Below are 23,746 nucleotides of genomic sequence, written 5' to 3'. Positions count from 1 at the left end.
AAAGCGAGACGCCCTCCCGACGGGGAGGGCGTCTCGACGATGACCGGCGGGGCGATCAGCCCGGGTGGGTCATGCTGAGCACATCGAGCGAGGAGTCGAGTTGTTCGAGGGTGACCTCGCCACGCTCCACGAAACCGAGGTCGATGACGGCCTCGCGCACCGTCATCCCCTGGGCGACCGAGTGCTTTGCGACCTTGGCGGCGGCCTCGTAGCCGATGACCCGGTTGAGCGGTGTGACGATCGACGGGGATGACTCGGCGAGGGCGCGGGCGCGGTCGAAGTTCGCCTCGAGGCCAAGAACGGTCTTGTCGGCGAGCACCCGGGTGCCCTGCGTGAGCAGGCGGATCGACTCGAGCAGAGCGGTGCCCATGACCGGAATGGCGACGTTCAGCTCGAAGATGCCCGAAGCGCCGCTCCAGGCGATCGTGGCGTCGTTTCCGACGACACGCGAAGCCACCATCAGCACGGCCTCCGGGATGACCGGGTTGACCTTGCCGGGCATGATCGACGACCCCGGCTGCAGGTCTGGGATGTGCAGCTCGCCGAGTCCGGTGTTCGGGCCGGAGCCCATCCAGCGGAGGTCGTTGCAGATCTTGGTGAGGCTGACCGCGATGGTGCGCAGGGCGCCGGAGGTCTCGACGAGCGCATCCCGGTTGGCCTGCGCCTCGAAGTGGTTGCGCGCCTCGGTGATCGGCAGCTCGGTCTCCTGCGTGAGCAGCTCGATGACCCGCTGCGGGAAGCCGAGTGGGGTGTTGATGCCGGTGCCGACGGCGGTGCCACCGAGCGGGACCTCCGCGACGCGGTGCAGAGCGGACTGCACGCGCTCGATGCCGAGGCGGATCTGCGCCGCGTAACCGCCGAACTCCTGGCCGAGCGTGACCGGGGTGGCGTCCATCAGGTGGGTGCGACCGGCCTTGACCGCCGTGGCCCACAGCTCCGCCTTCTCTTCGAGGGCTACCGCGAGATGGTCCAGGGCCGGGATCAGATCGTCGATGAGGGCGCCCGTGACCGCGATGTGCACCGAGGTCGGGAACACATCGTTCGACGATTGTGAGGCGTTCACGTGGTCGTTCGGGTGCACCGGCCGACCGAGGCGCCGCGACGCCAGTGTGGCGAGGACCTCGTTCATGTTCATGTTGGAGGAGGTTCCGGAGCCGGTCTGGTAGACGTCGATCGGGAACTGGTCGTCGTGCACGCCGCTGACCACCTCGTCGGCGGCGTCGGCGATCGCGTCGGCGATCGCCTGATCGAGCACGCCGAGCTGGGCGTTGGCCAGCGCGGCCGATTTCTTGATGCGGGCGAGAGCGGCGATCTGCGTCGGCTCCAGCACCGAACCGGAGATGGGGAAGTTCTCCACGGCGCGCTGCGTCTGCGCGCCGTAGAGCGCGGCCGCGGGAACGCGGACCTCGCCCATCGTGTCGTGTTCGATGCGGTAGTCGGTGTCCGCCTGGGTGTCCACCACGGTGTGTTTTCCTTTCTGGTGCGGTCGGAGTCTCCGGCGGGCGCCGGGTTCCTCGCGCGGGGCTTGGCGTCTAGCGGGCGGCCGGATCGGTCAATCCGACGACGATGTCGGCCACGACCCGGCCCTCCTGGAGCCGGTAGTTGGCACCAACGATAGCCAACGAACCATCGGCGACGGCGGAGCTGATCATCTCCGAGTCCTGCAGAAGCTCGGCGACGGTGTCACGCAGGTGCTCGCGGCCCACCTCGCTCGCGTCGACCGAATCCGGGTCGACGGGTTGGTCGGCGGGAGTCTGCGTCACACGGTGCACGGCGGGCACGATGGGCTGGATGAGCCGGGCGATGTGCGGGGGGAGGGGCGTGGCATCTTCGGCCTGCGATTCGATGGCGGCCCGCACCGCGCCGCACTCGTCGTGCCCGAGCACGAGGATGAGCGGAACGTGGAGGACGCCGACGGCGTACTCGAGGGAGCCCACCACCGATTCCGAGATGACCTGGCCGGCGTTGCGCACCACGAAGGCGTCGCCCAGACCGAGATCGAAGATGATCTCGGCGGCTAGACGGGAGTCGCTGCAGCCGAAGATGGCCGCCAGTGGCGACTGCCCGCCGGCCACGTTCTCGCGGCGCTCGACGTCTTGACGCGGATGTTCCGGGTCGCCGGTGACGAAGCGCTCGTTCCCGCGCATCATCGCCTCCCAGACGCGTGACGGTCTCGGCATTCCCATCATGAGCCTCCCAATCGGTGGATCTGTTCGGCGAGCGACGACGCGACGGTGCGGAACTCGGCATCGTCGGCCGTGCCGAACAGCACGATCGAACTCTGCCCTGCCGTCGTGGTCAGGGCGTAGTCGACGTCATTGTTGTCGGTGCCCGATTGCCGATTATCGTAGACATCCCATTTGATGCCCTCGATCGTCGTGGTGCCCTTGATGGTCGATTTGTTGACCTGTTCGGAGACCCAGCTCTCGTTCGCCTTGAAACCCTGGTCGACGCCGATGTACTCCTTTTTCGGCGTGAGCAGACCGATGTACCAGGAGTCGACATTGTCGGGGGTCTTGGTGCGCAGCTCCGCATTGTTGGAGGTCCAGCCCGCCGGCAGCTCGGGCACCAGCAGGCGATCCGGCTCGGAGCCCTGCCCCTGGGCGGCGACCGACTTGTAGTCGACCGGAGGGTTGGCGTTGTTCGGCGTGCCCCGGGGCACGATCAGCACGATCACCAGCACCAGGCCGACGGTCGCGATGAGCGAATAGAACAGATTGTTGATGGTCTGCCGGTTGCGGTGGTTGCGCGAATTCTGCGCCTTGCGCTCCGCCGTCTCCTCCGGGGTCTCCGGGCGGCCCAGTTCGGCGACGACGGCCGGGGGTTTGCTGCTCGGTGTCATTCGGTGTCCGAGACTCCCGCCGCACCGGACCGGGCGGCGTCGAGCCGCGCCTTGGCGCCGATCAGCCACTCTTCACAGCGGCGGGCGAGGGCCTCGCCCCGCTCCCACAGGGCGATCGACTGCTCAAGCGTCGACGATCCCTGCTCCAGTTCGGTCACGACACGCACGAGCTCGTCGCGCGCCTGCTCGTAGCTGAGGGAGTCGGTGCTGGGAGCGTCCGTGCCGGCGGAATCGGTGCTGAGGCTCGTGTCCTCGGTGGTGGGCATGACATTCATTCTATTTGCCGATCTGATCGCCCGCTGAGTCAGCGACGGCTCGCAGCGATCCGCCCGCCACAGTGACCGTGAGCCGGGTGCCGGAGGGGGATTCTTCGGGGGAGCGCAGCACGTCGCCGCCCGGCAGCTGCACGATGGCGTAACCGCGGTCGAGCGTGCCCTGCGGGGAGAGTGCGCGGAGTTGGCCGCGAAGCTCGGCCGTGCGGTTGCTCTCCCGCTCGATCGCGCGCTCCACCAGTTCGGCGCCGCGGGCGACGTAACGGGTGAGTTCCTCGGCGCGCCAGTCGACGATCCAGCCGGACGACGCGAGCGACGGCCGGCTGCGCAGATGCCCGATCCGGTCGATCTCCGAACCGATCAGATGCGTGAGCCGCACCCCGAGCCGGGTGCGGGCCTGCTGCACGCGCACCAGCTCTTCGGCCACATCGGGTACGACGCGCTTCGCCGCATCGGTGGGGGTGGAGGCCCGTAGATCGGCGACCTCGTCGAGCAGCGGACGGTCGGCCTCGTGGCCGATCGCGCTGACGATCGGTGTGACGCAGGCGGCGGCCGCACGCACCAGCGTTTCGTCGCTGAAGCCGAGCAGGTTCTGGAAGTCGCCGCCGCCGCGGGCGATGATGATCACATCCACCTCGGGGTCGGCGTCGAGTGTGCGCAGGGCGGCGGTGACGTCTGCGACGGTGCGCTCGCCCTGCACGGCGGCATGGATGGTGCGGAAGCTCACCTGCGGCCAGCGCAGCTGAGCGTTGCGCAGCACATCCTTCTCGGCGTCGGAGTCTTTGCCGGTGATCAGCCCGATGCAGTGAGGCAGGAAGGGAAGGCGCTTCTTGCGTTCCGGGGCGAACAGCCCCTCGGCGGCGAGTTGCGCGCGCAGCCGTTCGAGCCGCTCGAGCAGGTCGCCGAGGCCGACGTGGCGCATATCGAACACCTGCATCGTGAGCGTGCCGCCCTTGACCCAGAAGTTCGGCTTGACGGCGGCGACCACGCGGTCGCCCTGCTTCAGGTCGGCCGGGATGCGTCCCTTGACCGACGACCAGATCGTGAAGCTGACCGTCGCATCCTCGTTGAGGTCTTTCAGCTTGCCGTAGACGTTGCCGCCGGAGACCCCCCACTGGGTGATCTCACCCTCGACCCAGGCGGTTCCGAGGCGTTCGATCCAGCCCCGGATCTTGCTCGAGAGAGTGGCGACCGGCCACGGCGCCTCGGCGGTCGGCGGTCCGACCTCCATCGAGGGGGCGCCTGCGGTGCCGGTCACGATCGTCTCCCATCGACTGCTCAGCGCACTCACCTAGGATTGAGGGGTGAGCGACGCAACCATCAGCCTTCCGATGCCGAGGATTCCCGGCGCGCGAGGCCGGCTCAAGGATACCCCGGTCGTCGGACACAAGCGGGTTCTGCTCGCGGCGCCCCGAGGCTATTGCGCGGGGGTCGACCGAGCGGTCGTGGCCGTCGAGAAGGCCTTGGAGCACTACGGTGCGCCCGTCTACGTGCGCAAACAGATCGTGCACAACGTGCATGTCGTCTCCACTCTCGAACGGCAGGGCGCAATCTTCGTAGACGAGGTCGACGAAGTGCCCAAGGGGGCACACATCGTCTTCAGCGCACACGGTGTCTCGCCGGCGGTCGTGAACGCTGCAGCGGATCGCGGACTGCAGGCGATCGACGCGACCTGCCCGCTCGTCACCAAAGTGCATCGCGAGGCGGTGCGCTTCGCCCGCGACGACTTCGAGATCCTGCTCATCGGCCACGAAGGGCATGAAGAGGTCGAAGGAACCGCCGGGCATGCGCCCGATCGCGTCACCCTGGTGAACAGCCCGGACGATGTCGACTCGATCGTGGTCCAAGACCCGGAGAAGGTCGTCTGGCTCTCGCAGACCACGCTCTCGGTGGACGAGACGATGGAGACGGTCCGTCGGCTGCGCGAGCGCTTCCCGCACCTGCAGGACCCGCCCAGCGACGACATCTGCTATGCCACCCAGAACCGTCAGGTGGCGATCAAGAAGGTCGCGGAAGACGCCGACCTCGTCATCGTGGTCGGTTCTGCCAATTCGTCGAACTCGGTGCGGCTCGTGGAAGTGGCTCTGGAGTACGGCGCCAAAGCCGCCTACCGGGTCGACTACGCCAGCGAGATCAAGCAGGAGTGGCTCGACGGGGTGGCGACCGTCGGCGTGACGAGCGGCGCATCCGTGCCCGAGGTGCTCGTGCAGGAAGTGCTCGACGACCTGCGCGGTGCCGGCTACGGTGACGTGCAGGAAGTGAAGACGGCCGAGGAGGACCTCATGTTCTCCCTGCCCAAGGAGCTCCGCAAAGACCTCAGCGGCAAGACGGACACCCGGGCCTTGGGCGGGCGCAACTCGCACTCAGCCTGACGCTGACGCTGACGCTGACGCTGACGCTGACGCTGACGCTGACGCTGACGTTTCGGCCGAGGGCGCCGTTCGGGCGGTGCCGGGCGGTCAGGTGACGCTTGGCCCGCCGGCGGCGAGGGCGGAGGATGTGGCCTCTCGGAGGCGACGGGCGAGGTCTGCCCGGCCGCGGGCGACGGCCGCAGGGTCGGCCAGCAGTGCGTCGAGGGCCCCGGTGACCGCCCCGATGAAGGCTCCGGTGAGGGCGGCGGCGTTCACCTCGTCGAGCTCGGGGAAGGCCTCGATGAGGCGCGTGGCGATCTGACGCTGTGCATCCCGCTGCATCTGCAGCGCGCGCCCGCGGACGGCGGGGACGGTCTCCATGAGACGCAGGCGGAGGGCCGCGAGCGGGCTGACGATCTCGCCGCTCTCCAATCGGGGGTCGCCGAGGGCCCGCAGCAGCAGGTCGGCGGGGCGGTCGGCGGATCCTCTCGCGTCGATCGCGTCGAGTGCGGTCTGGAGGCGGGCATCGTTCTCGGGGAACAGCAGTTCCTCTTTGCTGGTGAAGTAGCTGAAGAAGGTGCGGGTGCCGATGTCGGCGGCCACCGCGATGTCGGCGACGGTCGTCTCGTCGTAGCCGTGACGGGCGAAGAGCTCGGTTCCCGCGGCCACGATCGCGGCGCGGGTGCGGGCGCGTTTGCGATCACGGAGGGTCGGGCCGACGGAGGAGTCCATGTCGACGATCTTACGGCATCGGGCGCAATTCGGCATTCAGTGCAGATTCGCAGTGAGTGCAGCTATTGTGGTGTCTCGGTCGGATCGTCCGGCCGCGTCCGAAAGCAGGCATCCCATGCGTGAACGCAGCATCCTCCTCTCCGGCGCCGGAATCGCCGGCTCCACCCTCGCCTACTGGCTCGCCCGGCGCGGGTTCGACGTGACCGTCGTCGAACGCTCGCAGGGCGTGCGCTCCAGCGGCAATCCGGTGGACGTGCGGGGCGCGGCCGTCGATGTCGTCGTGGGGATGGGCGTGATGGAGCGGCTCCAGGAGGTGTCGACGAAGGTCGAACACCTGCGGATCGTGAACGCCGCCGGTCGCCGTGTGGCCGGCCTCGACGTGCGAACGCGCGAGAGGGCAGCGGGCGGGCGCGAGGTGGAGGTGCCGCGTGCCGACCTCGCCGGAGTGCTCCTTGAAGCCGGGCGGCGGGAGGCGCACATCCGGTTCGACCAGTCGATCGCCGCCCTGCATCAGGACGCCGGCGGGGTGGACGTGACCTTCGCCGACGGTACCGAGCGCCGGTTCGACGCGGTCGTCGGCTGCGATGGGATGCACTCTGCGGTGCGTCGGCTGGAGTTCGGTCCCGAGGCCGGGTTCGTGCGCCATCTGGGGCTCTACGTCGGCACGCTCCAACTCGACGGGCCGCTCGAGGATCCGAGCGAGGTGCTCATGTACAACACACCCGGTCGCTCGGTGTCCGTGCATCCCGGCAGTGGGAGGCCACTCGCCGCGTTCATCTTCCGCGGCCCCGAACGCGCGGATTTCGACTACCGCGACCTCGCCCAGCACAAACGCCTCATCGAGGAGGCGTACGCCGGGAACGGCTGGCGCGTTCCTGAACTGCTCGAGCGGGTGCGGGCCGCCGATGATCTGTACTTCGACGCGGTCAGCCAGGTGCGCATCCCCCGCTGGTCGTCGGGCCGAGTCGCCCTGCTCGGCGACGCGGCCTCGTCGGTCTCGCTGTTCGGGGAGGGGTCCAGCCTCGCGATCGTCGGTGCGGCGCGGCTGGCGGATGCGCTGGCCGCGCATCCGGACCCGACGACGGCGTTCGCGAGGTTCGAAGCGCAACATCGCCCTGCGGTGCTGTCGAAGCAGCGTCTGGGCGCGCGGGCGGCCCGGCTGATCGTTCCGGCCACACGCGCAGGACTCGCGATGCGGAACGCCGGACTCCGTCTCGTCTCCGCCTTCTCCCGCTCCGCCCGCCCGTGACGACAGGCCCGCGCCTGTGACGACAGGCCCGCGCCTGTGACGACGGCCGGAGCGCCGGATGCTCAATAGTCGACGGCCCCGGCGGCTTCGTCGACTCAGCTGGGGGCGGGGGTGGGGGTGGCGCTGACGCCGCTGTAGAAGTCGAGGAGGACCGGATCGGTTGTCAGCACCGCCGAGACGATCACGACCAGTACGATCAACGCCACGATGCCGGCGATCAGCGGAACGTAGAACGACAGGGTGCGACGCACGAGCAACCAGATCGTGAGCGCGGCCGACACTGCCCAGATCGCCACGATCGCGATCGAACCTCCGGTGAGAAGACCCGGAACAGAGGCGGCTTCGTGGTAGTCGCCGAGGTTCTGATTGGCGTGCATCAATTGGATGGCCGCCGGCAGCGTGTTCAGCGCACCGACCGAATAGGCCATGCCGAAGAAGCCGACGGTGAGCAGCGCGATGCTCCAGCCGAGATTCCACCGGGGGGCTGAAGACCGGCGCCCCGGCGGCACCGGAAGCGGCGGACCGTACGGCGGTGGGTAGTGCCCGGCGGGCGGAAAGGGGTCGTGCTGACCCGGGTGGCCCGGCCCCTGCGGATATTGGCCCACCGGATACGGTCCCTGGGGGTACTGGTCCTGCGGGTGCTGCGCCTGCGGCGGTTGCCCGTGCGGTGGTGCGCTGGGGGAGTTACTGTCCGCGGTGTCCGATGGGGCGTCCGGGTGGGCCGGCGCGGGTGGGCGCGCCGAGGCGTCTGGCGAGTGCTGCCCATAGCGCGGTTCCGACGGCTCCGCCGAGGGGACCGGATGCGTGGTGTCCAGGCGGCTCTGATCCGCCGGCGGACGCCACACCCAGCCTTCCGGTGCCAACTCTCCGTACTTGGGGCGCGGGCGCTTGTCGGGCTGATCGTCCTTGTCGGACATGGGGGCCGTCCTCCTTGCTGAACTGGAACGGCGGCCGGGGCGAACGATCGCCCCGGCCGCCGTCGGGCACTACTTGCCGGAGTGTCCGGCCGAGCCGAGCTGCTGGGTGGCCTCGACTACGCGGGCGGCCATGCCGGTCTCCGCGACCTTGCCCCAGGCGCGCGGGTCGTACAGCTTCTTGTTTCCGACCTCGCCGTCGATTTTGAGGACGCCGTCGTAGTTCTTGAACATGTAGTCCGCGATGGTGCGGGTGAAGGCGTATTGGGTGTCGGTGTCGATGTTCATCTTCACGACGCCGTTGGCGACGGCTTCGGCGATCTCCGCATCCGTGGAACCCGACCCACCGTGGAAGACCAGGTCGAGCGGCTTCGGGCCGTGACCGTATTTGGCGGCGAGACCGTCCTGGATGGTCTTCAGGAGCTCGGGGCGCAGCTTCACGTTGCCCGGCTTGTAGACGCCGTGCACATTGCCGAAGGTGAGGGCGGCCATGTAGCGGCCGTTCTCGCCGAGGCCGAGCGCTTCCACGGTCTGGATCGCGTCGTCCAGCGTGGTGTAGAGGTGCTCGTTGATGTCGTGGCTGACACCGTCTTCTTCGCCGCCGACGACGCCGATCTCGACCTCGAGGATGGCGTTGATCGCCTTGGTGCGCTTGATCATGTCCTGCGCGATGGTGAGGTTCTCGCCGAGGGGCACGGCCGAGCCATCCCACATGTGCGACTGGAAGATCGGGTTGCGACCGGCCTTGACCTCTTCTTCGCTCGCGGCGATGAGGGGGAGCACGAAGCCCTCCAGCGCATCCTTCGGGCAGTGGTCGGTGTGCAGGGCCACGGTGACCGGGTAGTTCTTGGCGACCTCGGTGGCGAACTTCGCGAACGCGATGGCGCCTGCCGCGCGGTTCTTCACTGTGTGGCCGGCGAAGTAGTCGGCGCCACCGGTGGTCACCTGGATGATGCCGTCGCTGCCGGCTTCGGAGAGGCCCTGGAGCACGGCGTTGATCGTCTGCGACGAAGACACGTTGAACGCGGGGTAGGCGAACCCACCGGCCTTCGCCTTGTCGAGCATTTCGGCGTATTGATCCGGCGTGGCGATGGGCATGGCGGCTCCTTGAAGTCGGTGGGGCGAACGCGACTCATCATACCGAGCCGCACCGGGGAGACGACCGTGCGGGCAGCCGGGCCTGCGTCGATGGGGTGCCATACGCGTGAATGTGCTTGCCGCAGTGGGTCTCGGTGTCGCGCCGGTCGTAGCCTGATTCCCGACCGATCCATCAGCACAGCCACTTCGAGGAGCATCATGTCCGAGCCTGTCGTCGTCACCGCCTACTTCCATCCTGCCGAGGGGCAGCACGAGCGGGTCGTCGAGGGCCTGCGCGCCAGCATCCCCGCGGTGCACGAGGAGCCGGGCTGCCTCCTGTACGCCATCCACGACGCTCCCGACGGCACGATCGTCATGATCGAGAAGTGGGAGAGCGCCGAGCTGCTCGACCGGCATGGCGCCGGGGAGCCGGTCGTCGAACTCAACAGGCGACTCGCGGGTCTGCTCGCCGAGCCGGTCGCGGTCACGCGGCTCGCACCCCTCGCGGCGGGGACGCCCGGGCAGGGTGCGCTCTAGTTGTACTGACCTCGACCGTTGTTGATTCGGTCGATAGGTGTGTGGCCTGTAGCGGCTGGAGCCTGAATCGTGTGGGCCCCCGGCGGCTGGGACCGGTGGCTGCCGCGGCGGCCGGGTGAACATTCGTGCGGCATCCTGCCGGGCGGGGTGCGCCGCCGATAAACTGGCAGCGCCCGCTGGGGCATCCATCGACACTGTCGCCGTATCCGTCCGGGAGGACCCATCATGACCAGTACTGACACTGCAACGCTGTACCTGCATCCGGATCGAAACCTGGCGATGGAGTTGGTGAGGGCCACGGAGGCCGCCGCCATTCGCGCGACGCCGTTCATCGGACGCGGCGACAAGAACGCGGCCGATGGCGCGGCAGTGGATGCGATGCGCGCCTTCCTCGGCACGGTCAACTTCGATGGCCTCGTGGTGATCGGCGAGGGCGAGAAGGACAGGGCGCCGATGCTCTTCAACGGTGAGCATGTGGGCAACGGGCGCGGTCCGGCCTGCGATATCGCGGTGGACCCGATCGACGGCACGTCGTTGACGGCTGCCGGTCGCCAGAACGCGCTCTCGGTCATCGCTGTGTCTGACCGGGGCACCATGCTCGACGCCTCCAGCGTGTTCTACATGTCGAAGATCGTCACCGGCCCTGAAGGCGCGGGGGTCGTCGACCTGTCGCAGTCCGTGGGGGACAACATCCGGGAGCTCGCCAAGGCCAAGGGGAAACCCGTCGGCGAGTTGCGGGTGGCCGTGCTCGACCGTCCGCGGCACGAAGGTCTGATCGAGGAGATCCGGGCGGCCGGCGCCGGAACCCGGCTGATGCTCGACGGCGATGTGGCCGGCGGCATCAACGCGGCCCGATACGAGTCGCGCATCGATATGTGCGTGGGGATCGGTGGCAGCCCCGAAGGCATCACGACCGCCTGCGCGATCAAAGCCATCGGCGGGTTCATGCAGGGCAAGCTGGCGCCGAAGGATGACGCCGAGCGTGCCGGCGGAATCGCGGCCGGGCTCGACATGGACCGCATCTACGGCGCCGATGAGCTCGTCAAGGGCGACAACACCTTCTTCGTCGCGACCGGGGTCACCGACGGCGGGCTGGTGGAGGGGGTGCGGCGCAAAGGTCCGATCATCCGCACCGAGAGCATCGTTCTGCGCTCGAAGAGCGGCACCATCCGCCGGGTGATCGCCGATCACCTCGCCGAGAAGTGGCTCGAGGCCGACCAGCTGTAGACGTCGTGTCGGAAGGAACGTCGCCCGGGGCGGCGTTCCTCCGCCGGCACGGATCGTCGGCGTCGCTCCGGCGATTCTGCCTGTGCAGGCACGCGCACGCCGGTCAGGCGGTGCGGCGTTCTTCGTCCCGCTTCTCGTGCTGCTGCAGAGCCAGTTTGTCGAGGCCGTGAAGGTCGCGCGGCTCCAGGTCGAGCGGCTCTACGTTCGGGGAGACCGGGTCGGGCGCGAGTTCGCTGACGAGCTCGAACGCGGTGAGCTCGCGCGGCGACTCTTCGATGCCGGCCATGACGCCGATCACCTTCGACTCGTCGAGCGCGTTGAGTTTGCGGGCGGCGGGGAAGACCTGGCGCTCGAAGGAGCCGACGAACCCGTTGTAGTCCTTCACCGTGCGCTCCAGAGAGCGGCCGAGCTTCTCGATGTGGGTGGCCGTGGTCGACAGTCGCGCGTAGAGGGTGCGACTGAGGTCGAAGAGCTCTTTGGCCTCCTGGGTGAGCACATCCTGCTGCCAGCTGAACGCGACGGTCTTGAGCACCGACCAGAGGGTCACCGGTGAGGCGAGCGCGACCCGCTTGCTGAAAGCGAACTCCATGATCGACGGGTCGGCCTCCATCGCCGATGACACCAGTGACTCGCTCGGGATGAACGCGATCACCAGCTCAGGGGAGGATTCGAGCCCCAGCCAATAGGCCTTGCTGCCGAGCGCCGTGATGTGGTCGCGCACAGCCTTCACATGCTGCTTGAGCAGCGCCTCGCGCCGGGCGCCTTCGATTCCGGTCGCGGTCGCCGGGATCTGGCTGGCCTCCAGATAGGCGGTGAACGGCACCTTGGCGTCGAGGGCGATGCTCTTGCCGCCGGGGAGGCGCACGATCATGTCGGGGCGGCCGGCGCCCGCATCCGAGTGGATGCTCGACTGCACGTCGAAGTCGACGCGTTCGAGCAGACCGGCGGCTTCGACGACGCTGCGCAGCTGGGTCTCGCCCCAGACGCCGCGGGTGCTGTTGGAGCGCAGGGCGGAGGCGAGGGCCTCGGCGGTGCTGCGCAGGCGTTCCTCTGACTCCGTGGCCGATTTGAGCTGTTCGGTGAGCTGGCCGTGCTGCTGGCTGCGCTGGGACTCCAGCTCGACGACCTTCTTCTGCATCTCGCTGAGGCTCTCGCGCACGGGGGCCAGGGCCTGCAGCACTTTGCTCTCGGCGCGCTCCCGCTCGGACTGCGCTTGGGCCTCGGCGCGCTGGCGTTCCACGAGCTCGCGGTACTGCTGCTGCTGGCCGAGCACCTGCTCTCGCAGGGAGTCGACGGTGGCCTGGGCGGCCGCGAGATCGCTGCCGACCTCGGCCCGGACGGCCGCCTCCGTGGCGCGGATCTGCGCCAATTCGGCGGCGTGCCTCGCCCCGACGATCGCGGGATCTTCGACGGGTGCGCCGGAGTCGGCACGCCTGCGCAGCACAGCGGCGATGGCGGCTGCGCCGACCGCGGCGCCGACGATGAGGCCGGCGAGCAGTCCGAGCAGAAGCGAGAGGATGGGGTCCATGCTCCGAGTGTGGCAGGCCCCTCCGACAGTGCGTGGTTGCGCGCCAGGCACGCCGCGAATAGGCTACGCATGTAACTATGTCAGGACATTAAGACGCGAGGGTCGCCCGGAGTATCCGGAACCGGCCGTTCGCACGTCGAGAGAGGCAGCACCCGGGCGATGACCACCAGCACCACGAGCGAGGTCCCTTTCGAGGTTCTCGCCATCGGCAGGGTCGGCGTCGACCTCTACCCGTTGCAAGACGGTGTCGGGCTCGAAGAGGTCAGCACCTTCGGCAAGTACCTCGGTGGCAGCGCCACCAACGTCACGATCGCCGCTGCACGGCATGGCCGCCGCGCCGCCATCGTCACGCGCACGGGAGACGACCCGCTCGGTCGCTACGTGAGCGCCGAGATCGCGCGGCTCGGGGTCGACAACCGCTTCGTCACGACGGTCGCGGGGCTGAACACCCCCATCACCCTCTGCGAGATCTTCCCGCCCGACGACTTCCCCCTCTACTTCTACCGCGACCCGATCGCGCCCGACCTGGTGATCGAGCCGGCCGACCTCGACCTCGACGCCGTGCGCGACGCGGGCGTCTTCTGGGCGACTGTCACCGGTCTTTCGAAGGAGCCGAGCCGTTCCGCGCACCACGCCGCGTGGCAGGCACGCGGTCGCAAGCGCTTCACAGTGCTCGACCTCGACTACCGCCCGATGTTCTGGGAGTCGCCGGCCGCCGCGACCGAGCAGGTCGGTCGCGCCCTCGAGCATGTCACCGTGGCGGTCGGCAACCGCGAGGAGTGTGAGATCGCCGTCGGGGAGACCGACCCGCAGCGGGCGGCGGATGCTCTGCTCGACCGCGGTGTCGAGCTCGCGGTCGTGAAGCAGGGTTCGCGCGGAGTGTTGGCGAAGACCCGCACCGAGACCGTCGAGGTCGAGCCCTTCCCCGTCACGGTCGTGAACGGTCTGGGCGCCGGCGACGGTTTCGGGGGCGCACTCTGCCACGGGCTCCTCGCCGGCTGGCCGCTGGAGCGTGTCATCCGGTTCGCGAACGTGGCCGGTGCCATCGTCGCCACTCGGCGGGAATGCTCGACGGCCATGCCCACGACCGCCGAGGTCGAGGCCGCACTGGACGGAGCGTACGATGTCGACCGTTGACGGCCCGATCAGTGCCGCCGACTTTCAGCGGCTGCGACGCATCCGTTCCGAGGAGCCCCAGCGGATCTCGGAGATCCTGGAAACGCGCGCCAAGCGTGACCTGCTCGCCGGTGACGGCCGCCTGTTCATCGTCGCCGCGGACCACCCGGCGCGCGGCGCCCTCGGTGTCGGCTCGGACGCCACCGCGATGGCCGACCGCTACGGTCTGCTGCAGCGCCTGGCTACGGCCCTGGAGAGGCCGGGCGTCGACGGTGTGCTCGGCACCCCGGACATCCTCGACGACCTCGCCATCCTGGGCAGACTCGACGGCCGGATCGCCGTCGGCTCGATGAACCGCGGCGGCCTCCGGGGCGCCTCCTTCGAGATGGACGATCGGTTCACGGCCTACGATGTCGAGTCGCTCGTCGCCGCCCGCCTCGACTTCGCCAAGCTGCTCGTGCGCATCAACCTGGCCGACCCGGGCTCCGCGGCGACGCTGGAGGCCTCGGCCGCCGCCGTCACAGCCGCCGCCGCGGCCCGCCTGCCGATCATGCTCGAACCGTTCATGAGCGACTGGGTCGACGGCCGCATCGTCAACGATCTGAGCACCGGAGCGGTGATCGCCTCGATGGCCATCGCCGCCGGCCTCGGCACGAGCTCGGCATACAGCTGGCTGAAGCTGCCCGTCGTGCCGAACATGGCCGCTGTCATGAGTGCCTCCACGCTGCCCACCCTGCTGCTCGGCGGCGACCCGTCCGGTGACGCGGCCGCCGTCTACGACTCGTGGGGCAGCGCGCTCGACCTGCCCGGTGTGATGGGCCTCGTGGTCGGCCGCACCCTTCTCTACCCCTCCGATCGGGATGTCGCGGGCGCGGTCGATACCGCCGCCTCGCTCGTCCACTGACCCGTTTCCGCCCGACCTCCCGAAGGAGAACCTCCCATGACCCTCGCAGACCTTCCCCTGATCCCGCACTACATCGACGGCAGGCGCACCCCGAGTGTCAGCGGCCGGCTCGCGCCGGTGTACGACCCTGCTCTCGGCATCGCGACCTCCGCCGTCGGCCTGGCCGACGAGACCGAGGTGGCCGCCGCGATCGTGAGCGCGGCGGCGGCGTTCCCCGGGTGGCGCGACACCTCGATGGCCAAGCGTCAGCAGATCATCTTCGCGTTCCGCGAGCTGCTCAACGCCCGCAAAGACGAGCTGGCCGAGATCGTGACGGCCGAGCACGGCAAGGTCGTCTCCGACGCCCTGGGCGAAATCACCCGTGGCCTCGAGGTCGTCGAGCTCGCCACCGGCTTCCCGCACCTCATCAAGGGGGAGCACTCGGAGAATGTGTCGACCGGCGTCGACGTCTACTCGCTCAAGCAGCCGCTCGGCGTCGTCGGCATCGTCAGCCCGTTCAACTTCCCGGCGATGGTGCCGCTCTGGTTCCTGCCGATCGCGATCGCCGCGGGCAACACCGTCGTGCTGAAGCCGAGCGAGAAAGACCCGTCGGCCGCCGTCTGGCTGGCGGAGCTGTTCAGCGAGGCCGGGCTTCCTGACGGCGTCTTCACCGTGCTGCACGGCGACAAGGTGGCCGTCGACGGTCTGCTGGAGCACCCCGAGGTGCAGGCCATCTCGTTTGTCGGCTCCACGCCGATCGCCCGCTACATCTACGAGACAGCCGCCCGCAACGGCAAGCGCGTGCAGGCTCTCGGCGGCGCGAAGAACCACATGCTCGTGCTCCCGGATGCCGACCTCGACCTGGTGGCCGACGCCGCGATCAACGCGGGCTTCGGCTCGGCCGGCGAGCGCTGCATGGCCGTCAGCGTGGTCGTTGCGGTCGAGCCGGTGGCCGACGAACTCATCGCAAAGGTGACCGAACGGATGCGCGGCCTGCGCATCGGCGACGGCCGTCGCGGTTGCGACATGGGCCCGCTGATCACCCGTGAGCACCGGGACAAGGTCGCCTCCTACATCGACATCGCCCTCGCGGACGGCGCCGAGGTCGTCGTCGACGGTCGCGGCATCGAGGTCGACGGCGCCGCCGACGGTTTCTGGCTGGGGCCGACGCTGATCGACCGCGTGACCACCGCATCCCGTGTCTACACCGAGGAGATCTTCGGGCCGGTGCTCGCGGTGGTGCGGGTTGCCAGCTACGAGGACGGCGTCGAGGTCATCAACTCGGGCGCGTTCGGGAACGGAACCGCGATCTTCACGAACGACGGGGGAGCAGCCCGCCGCTTCCAGAACGAAGTGCAGGTGGGCATGATCGGCATCAACGTTCCGATCCCCGTGCCGGTCGCCTACTACTCGTTCGGCGGCTGGAAGCAGTCGCTCTTCGGCGACGCCAAAGCGTACGGCGTTCACGGCTTCGAGTTCTTCACGCGCGAGAAGGCCGTGACCAGCCGCTGGCTCGACCCGAGCCACGGCGGTATCAACCTCGGCTTCCCGCAGACCAAGTAGCACCGGCGCACGACGCCGGCGAGAAGGCAGGAGCAGCAATGACGCGCGCACGCAGCGAATGGGTCTTCGGGCCGGGCGACCTCGCCGAAGACGGCTGGGAGTCGGTGGTCGATGACCGCATCCCGGGCTGGCGGCACACAGGCCTGAGAGTGGCCGCCCTCGACGGCACCCCGCTCGCCCTGGCCGCGGCGCCGGTCGAACGGATGCTCGTGCCCCTCGCCGGCTCCTTCACTGTCGAATACCTGGAGCCCGAGGCGGAGGCGGCGACCCGGCTGCTCGTGGGCCGGGTCGCCGTGTTCGACGGCCCGACGGATGTGCTCTACCTCGGTGCCGGAACGGCGGCGACTGTTTCGGGTCGAGGCCGCATCGCGGTCGCAGAAGCGCCGACCGCCGAGCGTCGACCGGCGGCCTATCTGCCCGCCGACGCCGTGCCGGTCGAGCTGCGCGGCGCGGGTCGCTTCAGCCGGCAGGTGCACAACTTCGGCGTTCCGGGCGCGCTCGACGCGGTGAAGCTCATCGTCTGCGAGGTGATCACCCCGGCAGAGAACTGGTCGTCGTATCCACCGCACAAGCACGACGAGCACCGCGACGGGCAGGAGACCCGCCTGGAAGAGATCTACTACTTCGAGTCCGCAGTGAGCCGGGGCGTGCAGGCGCCACCCGAGGCCGAGCCGTTCGGCCTGTTCACCACCTACGCCTCCGACGAGCGCATGATCGAGATCGACGCCAGGGTCGGCTCGGGCGACATCGCGCTCGTGCCGCACGGCTACCACGGCCCGGCCGTGGCCGCCCCCGGCTACGACCTCTACTATCTCAACGTGATGGCCGGCCCGGATGCCGATCGGGCCTGGCTGATCAGTGACGACCCCGCGCACGGCTGGGTTCGCCAGACCTGGGCGGGTCAAGAATTCGACCCCCGTCTCCCGTACACCAGCACTGCCGGGCCGACGGGCACGACCACCACCGAAGGAGCAGCCTCGTGAGCGGCACCAAGCGCATGACCGTCAGCCAGGCCCTCGTCGAGTTCCTGGCCCACCAGTGGACCGTGGACGGCGGCCACCGCGAGCGCACCATCGCCGGCACCTTCGGCATCTTCGGGCACGGCAATGTGGCCGGGGTCGGTCAGGCGCTCAAACAGTTCGCGGTGCAGGATCCGGCGCTCATGCCCTACTACCAGGCTCGCAACGAGCAGGCGATGGTGCACGAGTCCGTCGGCTTCGCCCGGATGCACCGCCGCCTGAGCACCTTCGCCTGTGCGGCATCGGTGGGCCCGGGCGCCACCAATATGCTCACGGGCGCCGCGCTCGCCACCACGAACCGGCTGCCGGTGCTGCTGCTGCCCTCCGACACTTTCGCGACCCGCGTGGCCGACCCGGTGCTCCAGCAGCTGGAGCTGCCGCACGACGCGGCCATCACCGTCAACGACGCGTTCAAGCCGCTGTCACGGTTCTTCGACCGGGTCAGCCGGCCGGAGCAGCTCTTCTCCGCCGCGCTCGGCGCGATGCGCGTGCTCACCGATCCGGTCGAGACCGGGGCCGTGACGATCTCACTTCCCGAAGACGTTCAGGCAGAAGCGCTCGATGTGCCGCTCGAGTTCCTCGCCGACCGGGAATGGCACCTGCGTCGTCCCGCCCCGGAACCGGAAGCGCTCGCCCGCGCTGTGCGGGCCATCGTCGCCGGCAAGCGACCCGTCATCGTCGCCGGCGGTGGGGTCGTCTACTCGCAGGCTTCAGCCGAGCTCGCCGCGTTCGCCGAGGCGACCGGAATCCCGGTGGGTACCACCCAGGCCGGCGGCGGCGCCATCGCCTGGGACCACCCGTTCTCGCTCGGCAGCATCGGCTCCACCGGCACGACGGCCGCCAACCGCATCGCGGCCGAGGCGGATGTGGTGATCGGGATCGGGACCCGGTACAGCGACTTCACCACCGCATCCCGAACCGCTTTCGCCCGCGAAGGCGTGCGCTTCGTGAACATCAACGTCGCCTCGTTCGACGCCTACAAGCACGGGTCGAGCCTGCCGGTGATCGCAGACGCCCGCGAAGCGCTGGTCGCTCTGCGCGAGGCGCTCGCCGGGTTCACCACCCCGCAGGAGTACCGCGACGAGATCGCGGGCGAGAAGCGGGCCTGGGATGCGACCGTCGACGCGGGTTTCATCGACCGGCGGCTCGAACGCCCCTCGCAGACGGAGATCATCGGCGCGGTCAACGCCGCCAGCGACCCGCGCGACGTCGTGGTGTGCGCGGCCGGCTCGCTGCCCGGCGATCTGCACAAGCTGTGGCGGGTGCGCGACGAATTGGGCTACCACGTCGAATACGCGTTCTCGTGCATGGGGTATGAGATCGCCGGCGGAATCGGCGCCAAGCGCGGTGCTGACGACCGCGATGTGATCGTGATGGTCGGCGACGGCTCCTACCTGATGATGCACACCGAACTCGTGACCGCGGTCGCCGAAGGCATCAAGGTGATCGTCGTGCTCATCCAGAACCACGGGTTCGCCTCCATCGGCCATCTGAGCGAGACGGTCGGCTCGCAGCGCTACGGCACCCGTTACCGCTACCGCGACGACGCGGCCAACGCTTTCGACGACGGTCCGGCTCTGCCGGTCGACCTGGCGGCCAACGCCGCGAGCCTCGGCGTCTCCGTGATCCGGGTGGAGCAGACTCCGAACGCCATCGCCGACCTCGGCGCGGCCGTGGCGCAGGCCAAGGCGGCCACCGGGCCCACTCTCATCCACATCACGAGCGACCCGCTGCTGTTCGCCCCCGACGGTGAAGGCTGGTGGGATGTGCCGATCGCCGAAGTGTCGGAGCTGGCGACAACGCAGGCGGCCAAGGCCGACTACGACCGGCAGAAGGCCCGGCAGCGTCCCCTGCTCGGCTGAGCCGCGCATCCCCAGCCCAGACAATGACCATCCCGACCTCGGAGGAAAGCACACCATGACCACTGACCCCCTGCGCATCGCCGTCGTCGGCGCCGGCATCATGGGCGCCGACCACGTCCGCCGCCTCACGGAGCGCACGATCGGCGCGCAGGTCGTCGCGGTCGTCGAACCGGATGTGTCCCGCGCCGCCGCGGCCGTCGCCCACCTTCCGGGTGTCGCGACGCGCAGTCGCATCGAGGATGCGCTGGAGCTCGACGCGCTCGACGCGGTCGTGGTCGCCGCCCCCGGGCCGTTCCACGAGGCCGTGCTGCTTCCCTCGCTCGAGGCCGGAGTCGACATCCTGTGCGAGAAGCCGCTGACGCCCAGCAGCGAGTCGGCGCTGCGCGTTCTGGAGGCCGAGCAGAAGACCGACCGGCCGCGCATCCAGGTGGGTTTCATGCGTCGATTCGACGAGGAGTACATGCAGCTCAAAGAGCTGATCGACTCGAGGGAGGCCGGGCAGCTGCTGGCTCTGCACTGCGCGCACCGCAATCCGTTCACCCCGCCCGGGTACACCGAGTCGATGCTCATCACCGACTCGGTCGTGCACGAGATGGATGTGGTGCCGTGGCTCGTCGGCGAGCCGATCGCGGCCGTCGAGGTTCGCAAGCCGCGCCGCAACTCGCTCGCGCCGGAGGGGCTCAGCGAGCCGCAACTCGTGCTTCTCGAAACCGAGTCGGGCGTGCTCGCGGATGTGGAGATCAGCGTGAACATCCAGTTCGGTTACCAGGTGACCACCGACGCCGTGTTCGAGCGCGGCGTCGCCGAGATCGGGCGCACGGCCGGAATCTCCCGTTACGCCGACGGGCGCTTCACCCGGGCCGAGCACACCACGTACACGACCCGCTTCGCCCGCGCCTACGACACCGAGGTGCAACGCTGGGTGAACGCCGTGCGCAGCGGAACGATCGATGGCCCGAGCGCCTGGGACGGCTACCTCGCTGCCAGCGTCTGCGAGGCCGGACTTGTCGCGCAGGCCACCGGCCGCCGCGTCGAGGTGAGCTACGCTCCCCGACCCGCCTTCTACGACCCCACTGCGAGCTGAGCTCGTGCTGAGATTCGTGCCGAATGCGTGCTCTGGCTCAGCCAGAGTCGACATTCGGCACAAATGTTTCGTCGGCAGGCTGGTGTGAGAGCGCGCTACTTGTCGACGAGGGTGATTTCGAAGGAGTAGAGGTCGGGGCGGTAGCAGTGGTGACCGAACTCCACCGCACGGCCCGAATTGTCGTAGGCGGTGCGGTCCATCGTGAGAACGGGGCCGCCGTCGTCGATCTCCAGCAGGGTGCCCTCCTCCGCAGTGGCACGACGCGCGCCGATCCGCTGGCGGGCGACCCTCATCGTGGTGCCGCGGCTGCGCATCACCTGGTACAGACCGTGCATGGTGAGGTCTTCTTCGCTGATGTCGGTGAAATCGGTCGGCAGATAGTTCTCCAGAACGGCTACCGGAACCTCGTCGGCGCTGCGCACGCGACGCAGGTGCAGGATGTCGGCGCCCAGCTCGACGCCGAGCACCTCCGCCAGGCGCGCATCCGCCGGGATCACTTCGTGCAGCAATAGCAGAGTCGCGGGCTGCTGACCGGTGGAGGCGAGATCGTCGTAGAGGCTCGTCAGCTCGACCTTGCGGGTGACCGGCCCGTGCACGACCTGCGTGCCGATGCCTCGCCGTCGCACGAGGAGCCCTTTGTCCACCAGATCCTGGATGGCGCGCCGCACCGTTGGGCGCGAGAGGCCGAGGCGCTCGCCGAGCGCGATCTCGTTCTCCAGCCGGGAGCCGGCTGGCAGTTCACCGTCGACGATCGCCTTCTCGATGCGCGTGGCCACTTGGAAGTAGAGCGGCACCGGGCCGGAATGGTCCAGGTCCATGAAGAGCTCCTGGGGGAGCGGCTTCTCCGGCTGAACCATCGCTTCCTCCGTCGAGATGCTGGACAATATGTGCTGACATTAGCATCTCGGCTTCGCCACAAGATTGCAGCGACGCGGGATGTGCGCGAGCGATCGCGCGAGACTAGGCTTTGTCAGGACATTCGGTGTAAGTCATGCACCCCGCTCATCATCCTTGGAGGACGTCGTGATCCGTATCGCCGGAGCCCCGGTCAGTTTCGGTGTGTTCGAGCTCGTTCCGGAGGATGGCGTCGAGCTCAGCGGACCCGACGAGATCTGCACGGTGCTCGCCGAAGAGGGCTACGTCGGAGTCGATTTGGGACCGCTCGGCTTCCTCGGCCGGGGTGACGAACTGCGCGCCCGGCTCGCGCGCCACTCCCTGGAGCTCTCGGGCGGCTGGGTCGACCTGCCGTTCGCCGACGACGAAGCCTTCGCCGACGAGATCGCCGGCTTCGACCGCACCCTCGACGTGTTCGTCGAGGCGGCCGAGGCATCCCCCGAGCTGCTTCCCCTACCCACCCTCGCCTGCCGGGGCTCGGAGTTGCGTCGGGCGCATCCGGGCGGGGGTGCCGAGTACCGGTTGAGCGAGGAGCGCTGGAAGCGGTTCGCCGCCAATGTCGAGGTCGCCGCCGGGCGTGTGCGCGCCCGTGGGCTCGAGCCCACCTTCCACCACCACGCCTGCACCTTCGTCGAGACGCCCGACGAGATCGACGACCTGCTCGCCCGAACGGATATCGGCCTCACCTTCGATAGCGGCCACCTCCTCCTCGGTGGGGGCGACCCGCTCACCGGCTGGACCCGCTGGCACGATCGCGTCAACCACCTGCACCTGAAGGATGCCCGACAGTCGGTGGTTCGTTCCGTGATCGAGAGCCGCGGCGATATGCGTGCCGTCTGGTCTGGCCGTGCGTTCGTCCCGTTCGGTGAGGGCGACCTCGACCTGTCCGGCTTTCTGGATGCGGTGGTCGCCGACGGCTACCACGGCTGGCTCGTCGTGGAGCAGGACACCATTCCCCAGCCGGGCGACGACCCGGCCGTGCTCCGACGCGACCACCGCACGAACCGCGAGACGCTCGCGCGACTGCTGGGCTGACGCGGCCGATCTCGGCGCGCAGCTCAGATGCGCACGCACGGCGTGCACGTGTCTGGTGCGCACCTTCGGCGCGCGCGGCGTGGACCTGCGGACGCGTGGCTCAGGCCGCCTGTGCGGCGCCGATGCGGCCGATGCGGGAGCCGCAGGCGGCGGCGAGCTCGGCGACCGAGGAGACACCGTGGCGTTTGGCGGCGTGCACCATGATGGCGGCGCAGGCTTCGGCGTCGGCGAGGGCGTCGTGGTGAGCGAAGTCTTCGAACCCGGCGGCCATCGCGGCCACGGGGAGACGGTAGGAGTCGAGGGTGTACGTCTTGCGGGCCACCTGCAGGCTGCAGACGTAGCTGAAGTCGGGGCAGCTCACCTCCGTCGCCGCGCAGGCCGCCCGGATCACGCCCATGTCGAAGCCGGCGTTGTGGGCGACGAGGTGGTCGTTCCCGGCGAAGTCCATGAGATCGGGCAGCTGCTCGACCCACCCGGAGGCGCCGACGACGTCTTCGGCGTGGATGCCGTGGATGCGCGTGTTCCACTCCTGAAAGAAGTCGTGCCCGAGCGGAGGCTGGATGAGCCAGCCGGCGCGATCGACGACACGGCCGTCGCGCACTCTGATGAGCCCGACCGAGCACGCGGATGCCGCGCTGCCGTTCGCGGTCTCGAAGTCGATGGCGGTGAAATCCAGTGGCACGGGACCATGCTCGCATGGCCCACCGACGCGGATCGGCAGCGCGCCCGCGAGCCGTGGAACCGAAAGCGTACGATCGGCGCATGCGCGAACGGACCGACCACGACCTGCACGCCCGCTCCTTCGATCAGGCGGCCGACGTCTACGAGGCCGCGCGCCCGGCCTACCCCGCCGCCGCCGTCTCCTGGCTGGTGGGGCGTGCGGACGGCCCGGTGCTCGACCTGGGTGCGGGCACCGGAAAGCTCACGCGCTCCCTGACCGAACGGGGTCTGGCGGTCAGCGCTGTCGACCCGTCGCCCGAGATGCTGCGGGTGCTGAAGAACGCCCTGCCCGGTGTGGATGCGCGGCTCGGCTCGGCCGAGAGCATCCCGCTGGCCGACGCGAGCGTCGCCGCGGTGGTCTGCGCCCAGGCCTGGCACTGGGCGGAGCCCGCCCGCGCCGTGCCCGAGGTCGCACGCGTGCTCCGGCCGGGCGGAACACTGGGACTGGTCTGGAACTTCCGAGATGACACCGTCGACTGGGTGAGGGCGCTCGGGGAGCTGATGCACACGGCGGAGGCGTATCTCGGCGACGACATCCCGCCGGTGGTGGGTGCGCCGTTCGGGGAGCTGGAGCGGTTCGACGTGCGCTGGGCGCAGCCGATGACGCTGAACGGGCTGCTCGATCTGGCGCGCTCCCGCAGCTACTTCATCACGAAGGGGCCCGACGCCCAGGCAACCATCATCGCGTCGCTGCGGCGTCTCGTGGCCGAACATCCAGCCCTCGCCGGCACGGACGTGTTCGAGATGCCGTACGTCACGGAGTGCTATCGGGCACGCCTCGACGGGTGAGGTTCACCGAGCGGCGAGCAGTGCCGTGGGGGTGAGGCCGAGCTCGGCCTCG

At 69.2% G+C, this 23,746-nt stretch carries 23 protein-coding genes; 12 read left to right on the top strand and 11 right to left on the bottom strand.

Going from position 1 to position 23,746, the window contains the following annotated elements:
• Positions 1-55: 55 nt before the first annotated feature.
• The 5 genes from K5L49_RS05650 to xseA all read right to left on the bottom strand — a co-directional run bounded on the left by K5L49_RS05650 (position 56) and on the right by xseA (position 4,372).
• Positions 56-1,462, bottom strand: coding sequence for a class II fumarate hydratase (locus tag K5L49_RS05650; RefSeq protein WP_223691017.1), 1,407 nt, complete (start codon positions 1,460-1,462; stop codon positions 56-58).
• 70 nt (positions 1,463-1,532) lie between these two features.
• On the bottom strand, positions 1,533-2,189 hold the full coding sequence (locus tag K5L49_RS05645) for a carbonic anhydrase (RefSeq protein ID WP_223691016.1): 657 nt from the start codon (positions 2,187-2,189) through the stop codon (positions 1,533-1,535).
• Positions 2,186-2,842, bottom strand: coding sequence for a DUF4245 domain-containing protein (locus tag K5L49_RS05640; protein ID WP_223691015.1), 657 nt, complete (start codon positions 2,840-2,842; stop codon positions 2,186-2,188). The genes K5L49_RS05645 and K5L49_RS05640 overlap by 4 nt, the downstream gene beginning before the upstream one ends.
• Positions 2,839-3,117, bottom strand: a complete 279-nt coding sequence (locus K5L49_RS05635; protein ID WP_374107677.1) for an exodeoxyribonuclease VII small subunit — start codon at positions 3,115-3,117, stop codon at positions 2,839-2,841. Before K5L49_RS05635 ends, K5L49_RS05640 begins: the two co-directional genes overlap by 4 nt.
• Position 3,118: 1 nt before the next feature.
• Positions 3,119-4,372 carry an exodeoxyribonuclease VII large subunit gene (gene xseA, locus K5L49_RS05630; RefSeq protein ID WP_374107676.1) on the bottom strand — a complete coding sequence of 418 codons (1,254 nt, stop codon included), beginning with the start codon at positions 4,370-4,372 and terminating at the stop codon, positions 3,119-3,121.
• 73 nt (positions 4,373-4,445) lie between these two features.
• Between xseA and K5L49_RS05625 the strand changes: the two genes are divergently transcribed.
• Positions 4,446-5,486 carry a 4-hydroxy-3-methylbut-2-enyl diphosphate reductase gene (locus tag K5L49_RS05625; RefSeq protein ID WP_223695250.1) on the top strand — a complete coding sequence of 347 codons (1,041 nt, stop codon included), beginning with the start codon at positions 4,446-4,448 and terminating at the stop codon, positions 5,484-5,486.
• An 87-nt stretch (positions 5,487-5,573) separates the two neighbouring features.
• Here the strand turns inward: K5L49_RS05625 and K5L49_RS05620 are convergent, their stop codons facing one another.
• Positions 5,574-6,197 carry a TetR/AcrR family transcriptional regulator gene (locus K5L49_RS05620; protein WP_223691013.1) on the bottom strand — a complete coding sequence of 208 codons (624 nt, stop codon included), beginning with the start codon at positions 6,195-6,197 and terminating at the stop codon, positions 5,574-5,576.
• A 115-nt stretch (positions 6,198-6,312) separates the two neighbouring features.
• Here K5L49_RS05620 and K5L49_RS05615 point away from each other — a divergent pair, with 115 nt between their 5' ends.
• Positions 6,313-7,446: an FAD-dependent oxidoreductase gene (locus K5L49_RS05615; protein ID WP_223691012.1), complete on the top strand. Its 1,134-nt coding sequence runs from the start codon at positions 6,313-6,315 to the stop codon at positions 7,444-7,446.
• Between the two features lie 95 nt (positions 7,447-7,541).
• Here K5L49_RS05615 and K5L49_RS05610 read toward each other — a convergent pair whose 3' ends face one another.
• Positions 7,542-8,363 (bottom strand): DUF6264 family protein, encoded by an 822-nt coding sequence (locus tag K5L49_RS05610; protein WP_223691011.1) that lies wholly within the window; start codon positions 8,361-8,363, stop codon positions 7,542-7,544.
• A 69-nt stretch (positions 8,364-8,432) separates the two neighbouring features.
• Positions 8,433-9,458 carry a class II fructose-bisphosphate aldolase gene (gene fbaA, locus K5L49_RS05605; RefSeq protein ID WP_223691010.1) on the bottom strand — a complete coding sequence of 342 codons (1,026 nt, stop codon included), beginning with the start codon at positions 9,456-9,458 and terminating at the stop codon, positions 8,433-8,435.
• Between the two features lie 198 nt (positions 9,459-9,656).
• On the opposite strand from fbaA, the gene K5L49_RS05600 reads away from it, so the two are divergent.
• Together K5L49_RS05600 and glpX are read left to right on the top strand one after the other, a co-directional pair.
• Positions 9,657-9,974: a putative quinol monooxygenase gene (locus K5L49_RS05600; RefSeq protein ID WP_223691009.1), complete on the top strand. Its 318-nt coding sequence runs from the start codon at positions 9,657-9,659 to the stop codon at positions 9,972-9,974.
• A 225-nt stretch (positions 9,975-10,199) separates the two neighbouring features.
• Entirely contained in the window at positions 10,200-11,201 is a 1,002-nt protein-coding gene (gene glpX / locus K5L49_RS05595; RefSeq protein WP_223691008.1) for a class II fructose-bisphosphatase, read from the top strand.
• A gap of 103 nt (positions 11,202-11,304) precedes the next feature.
• Here glpX and rmuC read toward each other — a convergent pair whose 3' ends face one another.
• Positions 11,305-12,729 (bottom strand): DNA recombination protein RmuC, encoded by a 1,425-nt coding sequence (gene rmuC / locus K5L49_RS05590; protein ID WP_223691007.1) that lies wholly within the window; start codon positions 12,727-12,729, stop codon positions 11,305-11,307.
• A 159-nt stretch (positions 12,730-12,888) separates the two neighbouring features.
• Here rmuC and iolC point away from each other — a divergent pair, with 159 nt between their 5' ends.
• Genes iolC through K5L49_RS05560 form a run of 6 tightly spaced genes read left to right on the top strand, consistent with a single transcriptional unit; the run spans position 12,889 to position 20,256 of the window.
• Positions 12,889-13,866, top strand: coding sequence for a 5-dehydro-2-deoxygluconokinase (iolC, locus tag K5L49_RS05585; RefSeq protein WP_223691006.1), 978 nt, complete (start codon positions 12,889-12,891; stop codon positions 13,864-13,866).
• Positions 13,853-14,749, top strand: coding sequence for a Cgl0159 family (beta/alpha)8-fold protein (locus tag K5L49_RS05580; RefSeq protein ID WP_223691005.1), 897 nt, complete (start codon positions 13,853-13,855; stop codon positions 14,747-14,749). Before iolC ends, K5L49_RS05580 begins: the two co-directional genes overlap by 14 nt.
• 36 nt (positions 14,750-14,785) lie before the next feature.
• A complete protein-coding gene (locus K5L49_RS05575; protein WP_223691004.1) occupies positions 14,786-16,291 on the top strand; it encodes a CoA-acylating methylmalonate-semialdehyde dehydrogenase in 1,506 nt (501 codons plus the stop codon).
• Positions 16,292-16,329: 38 nt separating this feature from the next.
• Entirely contained in the window at positions 16,330-17,274 is a 945-nt protein-coding gene (gene iolB / locus K5L49_RS05570) for a 5-deoxy-glucuronate isomerase (protein WP_223691003.1), read from the top strand.
• 14 nt (positions 17,275-17,288) lie between these two features.
• On the top strand, positions 17,289-19,172 hold the full coding sequence (gene iolD / locus K5L49_RS05565; protein ID WP_223695249.1) for a 3D-(3,5/4)-trihydroxycyclohexane-1,2-dione acylhydrolase (decyclizing): 1,884 nt from the start codon (positions 17,289-17,291) through the stop codon (positions 19,170-19,172).
• Positions 19,173-19,227: 55 nt separating this feature from the next.
• Positions 19,228-20,256, top strand: coding sequence for a Gfo/Idh/MocA family protein (locus K5L49_RS05560; RefSeq protein WP_223691002.1), 1,029 nt, complete (start codon positions 19,228-19,230; stop codon positions 20,254-20,256).
• 95 nt (positions 20,257-20,351) lie between these two features.
• Here the strand turns inward: K5L49_RS05560 and K5L49_RS05555 are convergent, their stop codons facing one another.
• Positions 20,352-21,113 carry a GntR family transcriptional regulator gene (locus K5L49_RS05555; RefSeq protein WP_223691001.1) on the bottom strand — a complete coding sequence of 254 codons (762 nt, stop codon included), beginning with the start codon at positions 21,111-21,113 and terminating at the stop codon, positions 20,352-20,354.
• Between the two features lie 166 nt (positions 21,114-21,279).
• On the opposite strand from K5L49_RS05555, the gene K5L49_RS05550 reads away from it, so the two are divergent.
• Positions 21,280-22,185, top strand: a complete 906-nt coding sequence (locus K5L49_RS05550; protein WP_223691000.1) for a sugar phosphate isomerase/epimerase family protein — start codon at positions 21,280-21,282, stop codon at positions 22,183-22,185.
• Positions 22,186-22,285: 100 nt separating this feature from the next.
• On the opposite strand, the gene K5L49_RS05545 is transcribed toward K5L49_RS05550, so the two are convergent.
• The gene (locus K5L49_RS05545; protein ID WP_223690999.1) at positions 22,286-22,867 is read right to left on the bottom strand and encodes an exonuclease domain-containing protein; all 582 of its coding nucleotides are present in this window, start codon (positions 22,865-22,867) and stop codon (positions 22,286-22,288) included.
• A gap of 80 nt (positions 22,868-22,947) precedes the next feature.
• On the opposite strand from K5L49_RS05545, the gene K5L49_RS05540 reads away from it, so the two are divergent.
• The gene (locus K5L49_RS05540; protein ID WP_223690998.1) at positions 22,948-23,694 is read left to right on the top strand and encodes a class I SAM-dependent methyltransferase; all 747 of its coding nucleotides are present in this window, start codon (positions 22,948-22,950) and stop codon (positions 23,692-23,694) included.
• Positions 23,695-23,746: the final 52 nt, after the last annotated feature.

The organism is Leifsonia poae, from assembly GCF_020009625.1.
Lineage (GTDB): Bacteria > Actinomycetota > Actinomycetes > Actinomycetales > Microbacteriaceae > Leifsonia > Leifsonia poae_A.
The sequence above is the reverse complement of the archived record's forward strand: the minus strand, read 5'-3'. Positions and strand labels throughout refer to the sequence as shown.